A 13,979-nucleotide genomic window follows, 5' to 3' on the forward strand; every position below is an offset into this window, starting at 1 on the left:
AATTTCGGTCGATACTAGCCAGCGCGTAATCGTTTGTCAAAACAAATTAAAAAATACAATCGAGATAGTCAGACCATTGGACGCCTATCACGCTTTCCAGACCGCTTTCAACAGCTTTTGTGTGTAAGGATGTGACGGTTTCGTGAAGATATCGGCCACGTCCCCGGACTCGACGATCGCCCCGCCCTGCATCACCGCGACCCGATGCGCCATCGCGCCGATCACCTCCAGATCGTGGCTGATGAATACATAGCCGAGGTTGTATTTCTGTTGCAAATTCGCGAGCAGTTTCAGCACCTGCTGCTGGATCGACACGTCGAGCGCGGAAGTCGGTTCGTCGAGGATCAGGATGCGCGGCTCCAGCACGAGCGCGCGCGCGATTGCGATCCGCTGGCGCTGCCCGCCCGAGAATTCGTGCGGATAGCGATGCAGCACCGTGCGGTCGAGGCCGACTTCGCGCAGCACGGCCAGCGACTTCGCGCGGCGCGCGTCCGGCGTCAGCTCCGGGCGATGCAGTTCGAGCCCCTCGCCTACGATCCGCTCGATCGTGTGACGCGGCGACAGCGAGCTGAATGGATCCTGAAAGACGACCTGCATGTTCGAGCGCAGCGCGGTCTGTTCGCGGCCACGGTAGGTCGACAGCGCGCGCCCCTGGAATTCGATCTCGCCGTGCACCGTCCGTTGCAGCCCGAGCAGCGCCATCGCGAGCGTCGACTTCCCTGAACCGGACTCGCCGACGATCCCGAGCGTCTCGCCCTGCCGCACCGACACGGACACGTCCGCGACCGCCGTCACGGGCATCGTGCCGAACCAGCCCGCGAAGCCCGGCCGCTTGCGCGCGAACTGCACGCTGACGTGGCGCGCTTCGAGCACGACGGGCGCGATCGGCAGCACCGGCGCGACCGTGCGCTGCGGCCGGCTATTCAGCAGCCGCCGGGTATACGGATGCTCCGGCTCCACGAAGATCCGCTCGACCGGCCCGCTTTCGACCAGCTTGCCGCGCTCCATCACCGCGACCCGCTCGGCGAAGTGCCGCACGAGGTTAAGGTCGTGCGTGATCAGCAGGATCGCCATCCCGCGTTTTTCCGCCTCCTCGCGCTGCAACTCGAGCAGCAGATCGACGATCTGCGCGCGGATCGTCACGTCGAGCGCCGTGGTCGGCTCGTCCGCGAGCAAGAGCCGCGGCCGGCACGCGAGCGCCATCGCGATCATCGCGCGCTGCCGCTGGCCACCCGACAGCTGATGCGGGTAACTGTCGACGCGCTTCTCCGGCTCCGCGATGCCGGTGCGCGCGAGCAGCGCGATTGCGCGCTTGCGCGCCTCCCCCGCCGTCACGCCGTCGTGCAGCACGATCGTCTCGCCGATTTGCGCGCCGATCGTGTACAGCGGGTTGAGCGCCGTCATCGGCTCCTGGAAGATCATCGCGATGGCCGAGCCGCGCAGCCCGCGCATCTCGCGCTCGCTCTTGCCGGCGAGGTCGTGCCCGGCGAAGCGGATCGTGCCGCTCACGTCGGCGTCGCGCAGCAGCCGCAGGATCGACAGCGCGGTCACGCTCTTGCCCGACCCCGACTCGCCGACGAGCGCGACGCGCTCGCCGCGGCCGATCGCGAGCGTCACGTCGTCGACGGCCACCGTGTCGCCGAAGCGCACGTGCAGGTGCTCGAGCGACAGCAGCGGTTCGCCCGCGTTCGATACGACCGTGTCGCTCATCGCTGGCCTCCTGCCGCGCGCACCGAGTCGGCGATCCGCGTGTCGAGCGCGTTGCGCAGCGCGTCGCCCATGAAGGTCAGCAACAGCAGCGTCGCGACCAGCACGCCGAACGTCGACAGCGAGATCCACCACGCGTCGAGATTGCCCTTGCCCTGCGCGAGCAGCTCGCCGAGGCTCGGCGTCGGTGGCGGCACGCCAAGCCCGAGGAAGTCGAGGCTCGTGAGCGCGAGGATCGCACCGCTCATCCGGAACGGCAGGAACGTGATCACGGGCGTCATGCTGTTCGGCAGCACGTGGCGCCAGATGATCTGCCAGTTCGTGAGCCCCATCGCGCGGGCCGCCCGCACGTAGTCCTGCGTGCGGTTGCGCAGGAACTCGGCACGCACGTAATCGGCCAGGCCGATCCAGCCGAACAGCGACAGCAGCACGATCAGCAGCAGGAAGCTCGGCTCGAAGATCGATGCGAAGATGATCAGCAGGTACAGCTCGGGCAGCGAACTCCAGATCTCGATCAGCCGTTGCCCCACGATATCGATGCGCCCGCCGAAGAAGCCCTGCACTGCGCCCGCGGCGATCCCGAGCAGCGTGCCGATCGCGGTCAGGATCAGCCCGAACTCGACCGACACGCGGAACCCGTACACGAGCCGCGCGAGCAGGTCGCGCCCCTGCGCGTCGGTGCCGAGCCAGTTCGCGCGCGACGGCGGCGCCGGGTTCGGCACGGTCGAAAAGTAATTCAGCGTGTCGTAGTAATAGCGGTTCGGCGGATAGACGACGAAGTTGCCCGGCGCCTCGAGCCGCTTGCGGACATACGGATCGAGATAGTCGGCCGGCGTCGGGAAGTCGCCGCCGAAGGTCGTCTCCGGATACGCATGGAACATCGGGAAATAGGTCTGGCCGTCGTAGCGCACGACGAGCGGCTTGTCGTTCGACCATAGCGGTGCCGCGAGGCTCGCGGCGAACGCGACCGCAAAGATGACGAAGCTCCAGTAGCCGAGGCGCTGCTGGCGAAAGCGCTGCCAGACGCGGCGCGCGGGCGAAGGTGACACGCGCGCGCGCGCCGCGTCGATGCGGGACGACACGACGGCCCGGTTCATCGCGCACCTCGCCCGGCGAGCGCGGGCAGGCGGACAGGCGCGCCGGCTGGCGGCGTGCTGGCGGACGGTTTCATGTCAGCGCTCCAGATTGTCGAATTGAATGCGCGGGTCGACCCACACGTAGCAGAGGTCGGAGATCAGCTTGGTCGCGAGCCCGATCAGCGTGAACAGGTACAGCGTGCCGAGCACGACCGGATAGTCGCGCCGCACGACCGACTCGTACGACAGCAGCCCGAGGCCGTCGAGCGAGAACAGCGTCTCGATCAGCAGGCTGCCCGTGAAGAATGCGCCGATGAACGCGGCTGGAAACCCGACGATCAGCGGCAGCATCGCGTTGCGAAACACGTGCTTCCAGAGCACGGTGCGCTCGGCGAGCCCTTTCGCGCGCGCGGTCAGCACGTACTGCTTGCGGATTTCGTCGAGGAACGCGTTCTTCGTGAGCATCGTGATGACCGCGAAACTGCCGACGACCGATGCGGTGATCGGCAGCGCGATGTGCCACAGATAGTCGAGCACCTTGCCGGCGAGCGACAGCTGGGAAAAGTTGTCCGATGTCAGCCCGCGCAGCGGGAACAACTGCCAGAACGACCCGCCACCGAACAGCACGAGCAGCAGCACGCCGAGCACGAAGCCCGGAATCGCATAGCCGACCAGCACGATGAGGCTCGTCGCGACATCGAACGGCGAACCGTTGCGCACGGCCTTCGCGATGCCGAGCGGCACGGAGATCAGATAGGTGACGAAGAACGTCCACAACCCGATGCTGATCGACACCGGCAGCTTCTGCACGATCAGCGACCACACGCTCTGGTGGCGGAAGTAGCTATCGCCGAGATCGAAGCGCGCGAAGCGCTTCAGCATCAGCCAGTAACGCTCGAGCGGCGGCTTGTCGAAGCCGTACAGCGCCTTGAGCTGTGCGAGCTGCTGCGCGTCGACGCCGGTATGCGCACGCATCCCGAACGGCGCCGCGCCCTGTTCCGTCGCGCCCTTGCGCAGTTCCTGCACGGCCTGTTCGACCGGGCCGCCCGGCACGAACTGGATCACCGCGAACGTGAGCGTGAGCACGCCGACGAGCGTCGGGATCATCAGCAGCAGGCGTTTGAGGATGTAGCTCCACATAGGGCGTCGACTCGCGATCGATAGGCTGGGTTGAACGAAGGGCCGGCAGGCTTCAGTGATCGGGCTTGGCCCACCAGGTCGACACGACCCAGCCCTCGGCCGAATAGTACAGCGGCAGCGTCTGTGGATAGCCGAGCGTGCGCTTGTAGGCGATCCGGTGCGTGGTGCTGTACCACTGCGGAACCGCGTAATAGCCATGCATCAGCACGCGATCGAGCGCATGCGTCGCGTCGAGCAGGTCGTCGCGCGTCTGCGCGGCGCCGAGCGCATGCAGCAGCGTGTCGACGGCCGGCGACTTCAGGCCGATGATATTGTCGGAGCCCGGCTCGTCGGCGAACTTGCTGGCGTAGCGCGAGAACTGCTCCGCGCCCGGCACCTGCACGCCCGGCAGGCGAACCGTCGTCATGTCGTAGTCGAACGCGTCGAGCCGCTTCTGCAGCAGCGCGTAATCGGCCGTGCGAAAGCGCGCGTCGATGCCGAGCTTCGCGAGATTGCGCTGGTAGGCGGTCACGACGCCTTCCATCGCCGCGCCCGAATCGTCGAGAATCTCGAACGTGAACGGCTCGCCCTGCGCGTTGCGCAACGCGCCGTCGCGGTAGGTCCAGCCGGCCTGCGCGAGCAGCGAGCGCGCCTTCAGCAGATTCGCGCGCAGCGAGCCCGGCGGGTTTGTGTTCGGCTGCGTGACCATCGGCCCGAACACGGCCGGGTCGAGCCGCGCGCGCAACGGCTCCAGCAGTTTCAGCTCGCCCGGGCCCGGCGTACCGGTCGCCTGCAGGTCGGTATCGGCGAAATAGCTGTCGAGGCGCGTGTACGCGCTATAGAACAGCTGGCGGTTCAGCCATTCGAAGTCGAACGCGAGATCGAGCGCCTGGCGCACGCGCACGTCGCGAAACTGCGGGCGGCGCAGGTTCATGAAGAAGCCCTGCATGCCCGCGCCGTTGTGCTGGCGGAATTCGCGCTTGACGAGCTCGCCGCTGTCGAAGCGCTTGCCGACGTCGCGTCGCGTCCAGTTGCGCGCGATGTATTCGACCAGCACGTCGTACTCGCCGGCCTTGAACGCCTCGAGCCGCGCGACGCCGTCGCCGTACAGCTTGTAGACGATCCGCTCGAAGTTGTCGGTGCCGATCCGCACCGGCAGATCGGCGCCCCAGTACGCGGGATTGCGCCGGTACGTAATGGTGCGGCCGTTGTCGTAGCGCTCGATCAGGTACGGGCCGCTGCCGATCGGCTGTTCGAACGCGAGCTGGTCGAACGGAATCCGCGAACCGTCCGCGCGCAGCCCCCACTTGCGCGAGAACACCGGCACGCCGCCGGCGATCAGCGGCAGCTCGCGGTTCGCGCTGCGGAATTCGAAGCGCACGGTCGCGGGGTCAACCACCACGGCCTTCGCGATTTCGGCGAAATATGCGCCGAACTGCGGTGCGGCCAGCTTGCTCTTGAGCGTGTCGAACGAGAACCGGACGTCCTCGGCCGTTACCGGATCGCCGTTCGAGAAGCGCGCGCGGGGATTCAGGTGGAACGTGACCGAGCGGCGGTCCGGCGCGATCGCGATGTCGTCGGCGAGCAGCCCGTAGGCGGATGACGGTTCGTCCATGCTGCCGGTCGCAAGGCTCTCGAACAACATGTCGATGCCCGGCGCAGGGTTGCCGCGCATCGTGAACGGATTGAACTTGTCGAACGATGTCAGCCGGTTCGGGTTCGCGAGCACGAGCGTGCCGCCCTTGGGCGCGTCCGGGTTCACGTAGTCGAAATGCTTGAAACCCGGCGGATATTTCGGCTCGCCGTACTGCGCGATCGCATGGGCCGCGTGCGCGGCCGTCGCGGCGAGTACCGCCTGTATTGCCCATGCTGCCGCCGTGCGGCCGGCGGCACGTACTGCACGCGCGGCGCCGAAGCGGGTGCGCGCGGCGGCGGCCCGGGGCGAACCCTTCGTCATAGAGGCCCTGTCGGTCGATTGAGGGATGGAACGTGGGTCGATTCTACCCATTCAATTCGACGTCGAGCCAGCGTGCGGCTTTTCGCGCGTGGCGCCAACGCATCGCGACCGCCGCGCGCGGCACGCGCAGGCAAAAGAAAACCGCCTCGCGGGCGGTCTTCATCTCATGCGCGCATGTCGATCAACGCCAGCCGTTGTGGCGGCCGTTATCCCAATGACCGTGACCGCGATCGCCGCCCCAGCCGCGGCCATGATGGCGATACCACTCGTCGCGGCCCCAGTAGCGGCGGCCGTCCCAGTAACGATCGCCGTGCCAGCCGATCACGATCGCCGGTGCCGGCGCGTAGACGGGCGCCGGTGCATACACGGGCGCCGGCTGGTAGACGACCGGCGGAGGCGGCGGCGCATACACGGGCGCGGGCGCGACGTAGACCGGAGCCGGCACGCCGACGTTGATCCCGACATTGACTCCCGCCATTGCTGCGCCCGACACGAGCAAGGCCGTCATACCGGTCAAGAGCGAGGCAATACGCAAAGTCTTCATGGATTCCTCTTCGAGTTGTTTCATGTGTGATTCGACTATAGCGACAAGCGCCGTCCCGGCATATTTCAAGTTTGTAAGAACTGATGCGCAGCGTCGCAACGGGAAGCGCCCGCTAACGTCTTGTAACAATTGGCGCCCGGCCGTCGCGCCCGCCTGCCCGGCCCGCCTTGCCGTGCCGGCCGAGGGCCCGTTCCGCCCTTCCTGGAACATCTTTCATCCTGGCCCGCGCCCGGCGTCAAGCGGCGCAGCTTTGACGCTCGGCGGACCCGCGCTCGCGGTCGGCATTCTCGTCGACGATGCGACCGTCACTATCGAGAACGTAAACTGGCACCTCGAACAGGCCAAGGGCGTCCGCGGCGCGATCCTCGACGGCGCAAAGCATCGGCTCGCCGCGGAGTACCGCACGGACTGCTCGCCTTCGCTGACGGCTGACGCGGGCACGAGCACGCACTGACGACCGGTGCGCATTGCACGGCCGAAATGAGAAAAAGGCGGCACTCGCGTGCCGCCTTTTTTTGCATGAATGACCCGTCCTGAAATAGGTTGACACTTTTTCGCCGAAACGAAGAGGTGCCAAATGGAGCAAGGGATCAAGCGAACGCAGCGGGACTACAGCCTGGCTTTTAAACTGTCGGTGGTGGCGCAGGTCGAAAAAGGCGAACTGACGTACAAAGAGGCACAGCGACGCTACGGCATCCAGGGGCGCTCGACCGTGCTGGTATGGTTACGTAAGCACGGCTTGCAGGATTGGGCCGATCCATCCGGCCGTGCGCGATCGGGTTCCACCATGTCAAAGCAAGACTCAAAGCCGCTCACACCGGAGCAGCGCATCAAGGAGTTGGAGACGCAGTTGCGACAGGCGCAGGAGAAAGCCGCGCTATTCGAAGCCGTGGTCGACGTGATGCGCAAGGATTACGGGATCACCGTAAAAAAGCCTTCAGGCAGGTCGTCGCGCAAAAGCGGATCGAAAAGCTGAGCGTCGAGCGGGCCTGCCGATACATGGGTATCAGCCGCCAAGCGTATTACAAGCGATGCCGCAGCGAGGAACACCGTTGCTCGCAGAGCGAGACCGTCACTGCGCTGGTGCGAGACGTGCGGCTTCGCCAGCCGAGGCTGGGCACACGCAAGCTCCATCATCTGCTCGGGCCAGCGTTGGTCGAGCGCGGCATCAAGCTGGGGCGAGATCGGCTGTTCGACGTGCTGCGTGCCGCGCGCCTACTGGTCGTACCGCACCGGGCGTATCACAAGACCACCCATAGCCATCACCGCTTCCGGCGTCATCCGAATCTACTGAAACCCGGGCCGGATCAAATCGTGCCGACCGGCCCCGAACAAGTGTGGGTGGCCGACATCACGTATCTGCCGACGGCTGGCCCGTTTGTGTATTTGAGTCTCGTCACGGATGCGTTCTCGCGCAAGATCGTCGGTCATCACGTTCACGACAGCCTGCAAACCGAGCAGGTCAGTCAGGCGCTCAAGAAGGCGTTGCGCAAGCGCCGGAGCCGGCAGCCGTTGATCCATCACTCCGATCGCGGGGTCCAGTACTGTTCGACCTACTATCAGGACATCCATCGGCATCACGGCCTGCGCTGTTCAATGACGGACGGCTACGACTGCTATCAGAATGCGCTGGCTGAGCGGGTCAACGGCATTCTCAAGGGGGAGTTCCTGTTGCAACGTCCTGCGGACCTTGAACAGGCCGCCAAGATGGTCGAACAGTCGGTACACATCTACAACCATGAACGGCCACATGCCGCGCTGAAATACAAAACGCCCGATGCGGTGCATCGGGCGTTCTAGCGCCTGGATACTGTCAACCTATTCCAGGACTTGACAGAAGCGCATGGAGATCGTCCGCTGCGCCGCGATGCCGTTCAGCGTGACATCATGTTCATGCTGACGTTGTGCATCACCCACAGCGTGCCGACGATCAGGATCGCCGCCGTCAGCACGGTGTAGCTGAACGCCATCACGTTCCAGCGCTGGCCGGACGAACCGTTCATGTGCAGGAAGTACACGAGGTGCACGACGATCTGCACGAATGCGAGCGCGGCCAGCGCAATCAGCGACGCGTGCGGCGACAGCACGCCGCCCATCACGAGGCCGAACGACGCGGCAGTGAGCAGAACCGACAGGATGAAGCCGGCGACATAGCCGCCGACACTGCCGTGCCCTTCTTCGAGTTGAGACGAATGCGAATGAGCCATTTAGATCACGCTCGCGAGATAGACAAAGGAAAACACGCAGATCCACACGATGTCGAGGAAGTGCCAGAAGAGGCTCAGGCACGTCAGGCGCCGCAGGTCGCGATCGGTCAGGTCGCCGCCGCGCAGTACGATCTGCCCGGCGAGCACGATCATCCACAGCAGGCCGGCCGTCACGTGCAGCCCGTGCGTGCCGACCAGCGTGAAGAACGCCGACAGGAACGCGCTGCGCTGCGGGCCCGCGCCGTCCGCGATCAGGTGCGAGAACTCACGTAGTTCCATCGCGAGGAACGCCGCGCCGAGCACGAACGTCACCGCGAGCCACGCGAGCAGCGCGCCGCGCCGCTGCTTGTACGCGGCCAGCATCGCGAAACCGTAGGTGATGCTCGACAGCAGCAGCGCGGCGGTTTCGACCGCGACGCCCGGAATGTCGAACAGGTCCTTCGCGGTCGGACCGCCCGCATACTGGTTGCCGAGCACCGCGAACGTCGCGAACAGCGCCGCGAAGATCACGCAGTCGGTCATCAGGTACAGCCAGAAGCCGAACACCGAGTGCGACGGCGGATGGTCGTCGTGCTCGAGCAGGGTTGCGCTCAAGGTTTTCTGCAACATCAGTTGGCCTCCAGTTCCACGTCGTCGACATGCGTGGCCACGCGTGCCGCAGGTTGCTTCTCTTCGATCCTGCGCACCTTCGATGCCGGGATGTAGTAACCATCGTTGTCACGCGAGCTGTAGATCACGAGCGTCGCGACGATGCCGACCAGGCCGCCGATGGCCATCCACCAGATGTGCCACACGAGCGCGAAGCCCAGCACCAGGCTGAAGATCGCGACCACGAGGCCCGCACACGTGTTCGACGGCATGTGGATGTCGCGGATCGTTGCCGGGTTCGGCCGGCCGTCGCCGCGTGCCTTCATGTCGGCATACGCGTCGAGCGTGCGCACTTGCGGGATCACCGCGAAGTTGTATTCGGCTGGCGGCGACGAGGTCGCCCATTCCAGCGTGCGGCCGCCCCACGGATCGCCCGTGGTGTCGCGGTAAGCCGGCAGGTTGCGGTTGCGGATGCTGACGACCAGTTGCAGCAGCTGGCATGCGATGCCGATCGCGATCAGCACGGCGCCGAACGCGGCGACCAGCAGCCACGGATGCCACGCCGGGTTGTCGTAGTGGTTCAGACGGCGCGTCATGCCCATGAAGCCGAGCACGTAGAGCGGCACGAACGCGACGTAGAAGCCGACCTGCCAGAACCAGAACGCAGCCTTGCCGAGCTTCTCGTTCAGCTTGAAGCCGAACGCCTTCGGGAACCAGTAGTTGAAGCCAGCGAGGTACCCGAACAGCACGCCGCCGATGATCACGTTGTGGAAGTGCGCGATCAGGAACAGGCTGTTGTGCAGCACGAAGTCCGCGCCCGGAATCGCCATCATCACGCCGGTCATGCCGCCGAGCGTGAACGTGACCATGAAGCCGATCGTCCACAGCACGGGCGTCGTGAATTCGATCCGGCCGCGGTACATCGTAAACAGCCAGTTGAACACCTTCACGCCGGTCGGGATCGCGATGATCATCGTCATGATGCCGAAGAACGCATTCACGTTCGCACCCGAGCCCATCGTGAAGAAGTGATGCAGCCACACGAGGAACGACAGCACCATGATCGCGCAGGTCGCGTACACCATCGTCTTGTAGCCGAACAGCGGCTTCTTCGAGAACGTCGCGATGACTTCCGAGAAGATGCCGAAAGCCGGCAGGATCAGGATGTACACCTCCGGATGGCCCCACGCCCAGATCAGGTTCAGGTACAGCATCGCGTTGCCGCCGGCTTCGTTCGTGAAGAAGTGCATGCCGAGGTAACGGTCGAGACCGAGCAACGCGAGCGTCGCGGTCAGGATCGGGAACGACGCCATGATCAGCACGTTCGTGCAGAGGACCGTCCACGTGAACACCGGCATCTTCATCAGCGTCATGCCGGGCGCGCGCATCTTGATGATCGTCACGAAGAAGTTCACGCCGGTCAGCAGCGTGCCGACACCCGAGATCTGCAGCGCCCACAGGTAGTAGTCGACCCCTACCCCCGGACTGAACTGCAGCTCCGACAGCGGCGGATACGCGAGCCAGCCCGTCTGCGCGAACTCGCCGATCACGAGCGACACGTTGATCAGGATCGCGCTGACCGCGGTCATCCAGAAGGACAGCGAGTTGATGAACGGAAACGCGACGTCGCGCGCGCCGATCTGCAGCGGCACGATCAGGTTCATCAGGCCGACCATGAACACCATCGCCATGAAGAAGATCATGATCACGCCGTGTGCCGTGAAGATCTGGTCATAGTGGTGCGGCGGTAGGTAGCCGGGCGCGTTGTAAGCGAGCGCGAGCTGCATGCGCATCATGATCGCGTCGGCGAAGCCGCGCAGCAGCATGATCAGCGCGACGATGATGTACATCACGCCGAGTTTCTTGTGGTCGACCGTCGTCAGCCACTCCGTCCACAGCCACTTCCAGCGGCCGGTGATCGTCAGCGCGGCGAGAATGCCCAGCACGACCAGCCCCATGAAGGCGCCGGCCACCATGATGATGGGCTGATCGAACGGGATCGCCGATAGTGTGAGTTTGCCGAACATGCGTTACCCCTTCGTGCCGCAGGCGGCGTCCTTCAGGTCGAGGACGTGGCCATCGTTGTATTTCGCGATGATGTTGTGGAAGAGCCGCGGATCGACCGACGAGAAGTAGCGCACAGGCGCCTTCTCGCTTGGCTGCGCGACGGTGCCGTACACGGTCGCGTCGAGCCGGTCGGGCGAAGCCTTCACCTTCTGCACCCAGGCGTCGAACTGCTCGCGCGGCTCGGCGAGCGTGCGGAACTTCATGTCGGAGAAACCGCGGCCGCTGAAGTTGGCGGACGTGCCCGCGTAGTCGCCGGCTTCGTCGGCGATCAGATGCAGACGCGTCTGCATGCCGGCCATCGCGTACACCTGGCCACCGAGCTGTGGAATGAAGAACGAGTTCATCACCGAATCCGACGTGATGCGGAAATTCACCGGTGTGCCGACCGGAATCGCGAGCTGGTTCACCGACGCGATGCCGAGTTCCGGATAGATGAACAGCCACTTCCAGTCGAGCGCGACGACCTCGACGTCGATCGGCTTCACCGACGACTCGAGCGGCTTGTACGGATCGAGTTCATGCGTGGTTTTCCACGTGAGCACGCCGAGAAACAGGATGATCAGCGTCGGCACCGTCCAGATCACGACCTCGATCGCGGTCGAGTGCGACCAGTTCGGCGCGTAGGCGGCGTTGCGGTTCGATGCGCGGTAACGCCACGCGAACCACAACGTGAGCAGGATCACCGGCACGACGACGATCAGCATCGCCCATGTCGACGTCGCGATCAGCGACTTTTCCGCGGCGCCGACGCTTCCTTTCGGATTTAGTACATCTAAATTACAGCCTGACAGGCTCAGCGCCGCGCCGATCGATATCAGCGCCGTCCAGCCTCTTGAAGCTTTTCTTTTCATCACACAGCCCGAGGGTCATTGAATCCGTTGCGTATGCCCGATGCGCATTCGATCCACGAAAGTGGCCGAATCATACGTCGCGCGGGTGCGACGAAAAACCGGTGGATGCGGCAAATCATCATTGCAAAATCTGCCGTGAGACAGATTGTCGCGGGGCAATTTCACGCAGCCGGAAGGCGAACGCGAGCCGGCCGGACGCCGCCCGCGCCAGCCCCGATGGATGTGCGCATAACGACCGCGTCGTTACGCGATCAGCCGTGCGTCGCTGCCATGTACGCCTGCGCAGGCGCGCCACCGTCCCCGGCCGGCAGCTTCGAATGGCTGGCGTCGTCGATCAGCCGCGCAACGGTCGGATCGATCGCGTCGGTGAACGGCTTCGGATCGACGCCGACCATCAGCACGATCAGCGCGAGCGACGCGAACATCACGATCTCGCGGCGGCTGAGGTCGGCGAGCTTCGCGATGCGCGCGCTCGCGATCTTGCCGAACACGACGCGCTTGACCATCCACAGCGTGTACGACGCGCTGAGGATCAGCGTGAGCGCCGCGATCGCGCCGATCCAGAAGTTGACGCGAATCGCGCCCATGATGACCATGAACTCGCCGACGAAGCCCGACGTGCCCGGCAGGCCGACGTTGGCCATCGCGAACAGCAGCGCGAACGTCGCGAAGCGCGGCATGACACCCGCCACGCCGCCATACGCGGCGATCTCGCGCTGGTTCGTGCGATCGACCAGCACGCTCACGCACAGCAGCATCGCGCCCGCGACGAAGCCGTACGACACGAGCTGCACGATCGCACCCTCGACGCCGATCTGGTTGAACAGAAACAGCCCGAGCGTGACGATCCCCATGTGCGCGACCGTCGAATATGCGAGAAGCTTGCCGAGATCAGTCTGCGCGAGCGCGATCAGGCTCGCGTAGACGATCGCGAACAGCGACAGCGCGATCACGGCCGGCGCGAAGAAGTGGCTCGCGTCCGGCGTGATCGGCAGCGCGAAGCGCAGGAAGCCATAGCCGCCGAGCTTGAGCATCGCGAGCATCAGCGCCGCGCCCGTCGGGCCGTCCGTGTAGACGTCGCGCAGCCACGTATGCACCGGCCACATCGGCACCTTGACCGCGAACGCGGCGAAGAATCCGAGGAACACCAGCAACTGCGGTGCGAAGCCGAGCTGCAGCGTGCGCCATGCGTTCATGTCGAACGTATGCGACTTCGCGTACAGGTACAGCATCGCCATCAACAGCAGCAGCGAACCCGCGAACGAGATGAAGAAGAACTTCACGGCCGCGTAGACGCGGTGCTCCCTGCCCCACGTACCGATCAGCAGGTACAGCGGAATCAGCGTCGCCTCGAAGAAGATGAAGAACAGCAGCCCGTCCTGCGCGACGAACACGCCGACCATCAGCCCCGACAGGATCAGGAACGACGCGTAGTACTGCGCGACGCGCACCGTCACCGACTCCCACGACGCGATCACGACGACGAGCGTCGTGAAGGCGGTCAGCACGACGAGCCACAGCGATGCGCCATCGATCCCGACGCGCCAGCCGGCGTTGAAGGCCGCCAGCCAGTTGCGGGTTTCGGCGAACTGCATCGCGGCCGACTGCGAATCGAAACCGGCGACAAGCGGCACGACGGCGGCCAGCCCCGCCAACGCGCCGACGAGCGCGATCAGTCTCGTGCGCTGCAGATGACGGTCGGAACCCGCACGCAGCAGGCACGCGCCGAACAGGATCGGAACCCAGATCGCCAGGCTCAGAAAGGGGAAATCAAGCATGTCAACAGGCCTTGAGAAGGTCGCGCACTGCATTGGGAACAGGCGCGACGAAGGGAACGAAATCAAATCGACAGATAGATTTCGT

At 64.8% G+C, this 13,979-nt stretch carries 11 protein-coding genes and 1 pseudogene; 2 read left to right on the forward strand and 10 right to left on the reverse strand.

Annotated features, from left to right (window positions below):
* Positions 1-87: 87 nt before the first annotated feature.
* The 5 genes from ACT2FV_RS27110 to ACT2FV_RS27130 form a co-directional block, all read right to left on the reverse strand.
* On the reverse strand, positions 88-1,710 hold the full coding sequence (locus tag ACT2FV_RS27110) for an ABC transporter ATP-binding protein (protein WP_444505159.1): 1,623 nt from the start codon (positions 1,708-1,710) through the stop codon (positions 88-90).
* Positions 1,707-2,804: an ABC transporter permease gene (locus ACT2FV_RS27115; protein WP_059599480.1), complete on the reverse strand. Its 1,098-nt coding sequence runs from the start codon at positions 2,802-2,804 to the stop codon at positions 1,707-1,709. The genes ACT2FV_RS27110 and ACT2FV_RS27115 overlap by 4 nt, the downstream gene beginning before the upstream one ends.
* Before the next feature lie 75 nt (positions 2,805-2,879).
* Positions 2,880-3,923: a microcin C ABC transporter permease YejB gene (locus ACT2FV_RS27120; protein WP_124622392.1), complete on the reverse strand. Its 1,044-nt coding sequence runs from the start codon at positions 3,921-3,923 to the stop codon at positions 2,880-2,882.
* A gap of 52 nt (positions 3,924-3,975) precedes the next feature.
* Entirely contained in the window at positions 3,976-5,859 is a 1,884-nt protein-coding gene (locus tag ACT2FV_RS27125; RefSeq protein WP_151050170.1) for an extracellular solute-binding protein, read from the reverse strand.
* Between the two features lie 181 nt (positions 5,860-6,040).
* Positions 6,041-6,403, reverse strand: a complete 363-nt coding sequence (locus ACT2FV_RS27130; RefSeq protein WP_059599493.1) for a hypothetical protein — start codon at positions 6,401-6,403, stop codon at positions 6,041-6,043.
* Between the two features lie 250 nt (positions 6,404-6,653).
* Between ACT2FV_RS27130 and ACT2FV_RS27135 the strand changes: the two are divergent.
* A pseudogene (locus tag ACT2FV_RS27135) lies at positions 6,654-6,782 on the forward strand (efflux RND transporter permease subunit); the annotation flags it as partial.
* A gap of 198 nt (positions 6,783-6,980) precedes the next feature.
* Positions 6,981-8,203 (forward strand): IS3 family transposase gene (locus ACT2FV_RS27140; RefSeq protein ID WP_108064697.1). Its coding sequence is split into 2 segments (ribosomal slippage): positions 6,981-7,346 and positions 7,349-8,203, totalling 1,221 coding nucleotides; the frame shifts between segments, so codons are not numbered across the junction.
* Between the two features lie 74 nt (positions 8,204-8,277).
* On the opposite strand, the gene cyoD is transcribed toward ACT2FV_RS27140, so the two are convergent.
* The 5 genes from cyoD to ACT2FV_RS27165 all read right to left on the reverse strand — a co-directional run bounded on the left by cyoD (position 8,278) and on the right by ACT2FV_RS27165 (position 13,894).
* Positions 8,278-8,610 (reverse strand): cytochrome o ubiquinol oxidase subunit IV, encoded by a 333-nt coding sequence (gene cyoD / locus ACT2FV_RS27145; RefSeq protein ID WP_006759069.1) that lies wholly within the window; start codon positions 8,608-8,610, stop codon positions 8,278-8,280.
* Positions 8,611-9,219, reverse strand: coding sequence for a cytochrome o ubiquinol oxidase subunit III (cyoC, locus tag ACT2FV_RS27150; RefSeq protein ID WP_059599484.1), 609 nt, complete (start codon positions 9,217-9,219; stop codon positions 8,611-8,613). It lies immediately after the preceding gene.
* A complete protein-coding gene (gene cyoB, locus ACT2FV_RS27155) occupies positions 9,219-11,225 on the reverse strand; it encodes a cytochrome o ubiquinol oxidase subunit I (RefSeq protein WP_174909849.1) in 2,007 nt (668 codons plus the stop codon). Before cyoB ends, cyoC begins: the two co-directional genes overlap by 1 nt.
* Before the next feature lie 3 nt (positions 11,226-11,228).
* A complete protein-coding gene (gene cyoA / locus ACT2FV_RS27160) occupies positions 11,229-12,116 on the reverse strand; it encodes a ubiquinol oxidase subunit II (protein WP_226115747.1) in 888 nt (295 codons plus the stop codon).
* Between the two features lie 251 nt (positions 12,117-12,367).
* The gene (locus ACT2FV_RS27165) at positions 12,368-13,894 is read right to left on the reverse strand and encodes an NADH-quinone oxidoreductase subunit M (RefSeq protein WP_124622381.1); all 1,527 of its coding nucleotides are present in this window, start codon (positions 13,892-13,894) and stop codon (positions 12,368-12,370) included.
* Between the last annotated feature and the right edge of the window lie 85 nt (positions 13,895-13,979).

This window comes from Burkholderia sp. PR2, assembly GCF_052372875.1.
Classification (GTDB): domain Bacteria; phylum Pseudomonadota; class Gammaproteobacteria; order Burkholderiales; family Burkholderiaceae; genus Burkholderia; species Burkholderia diffusa.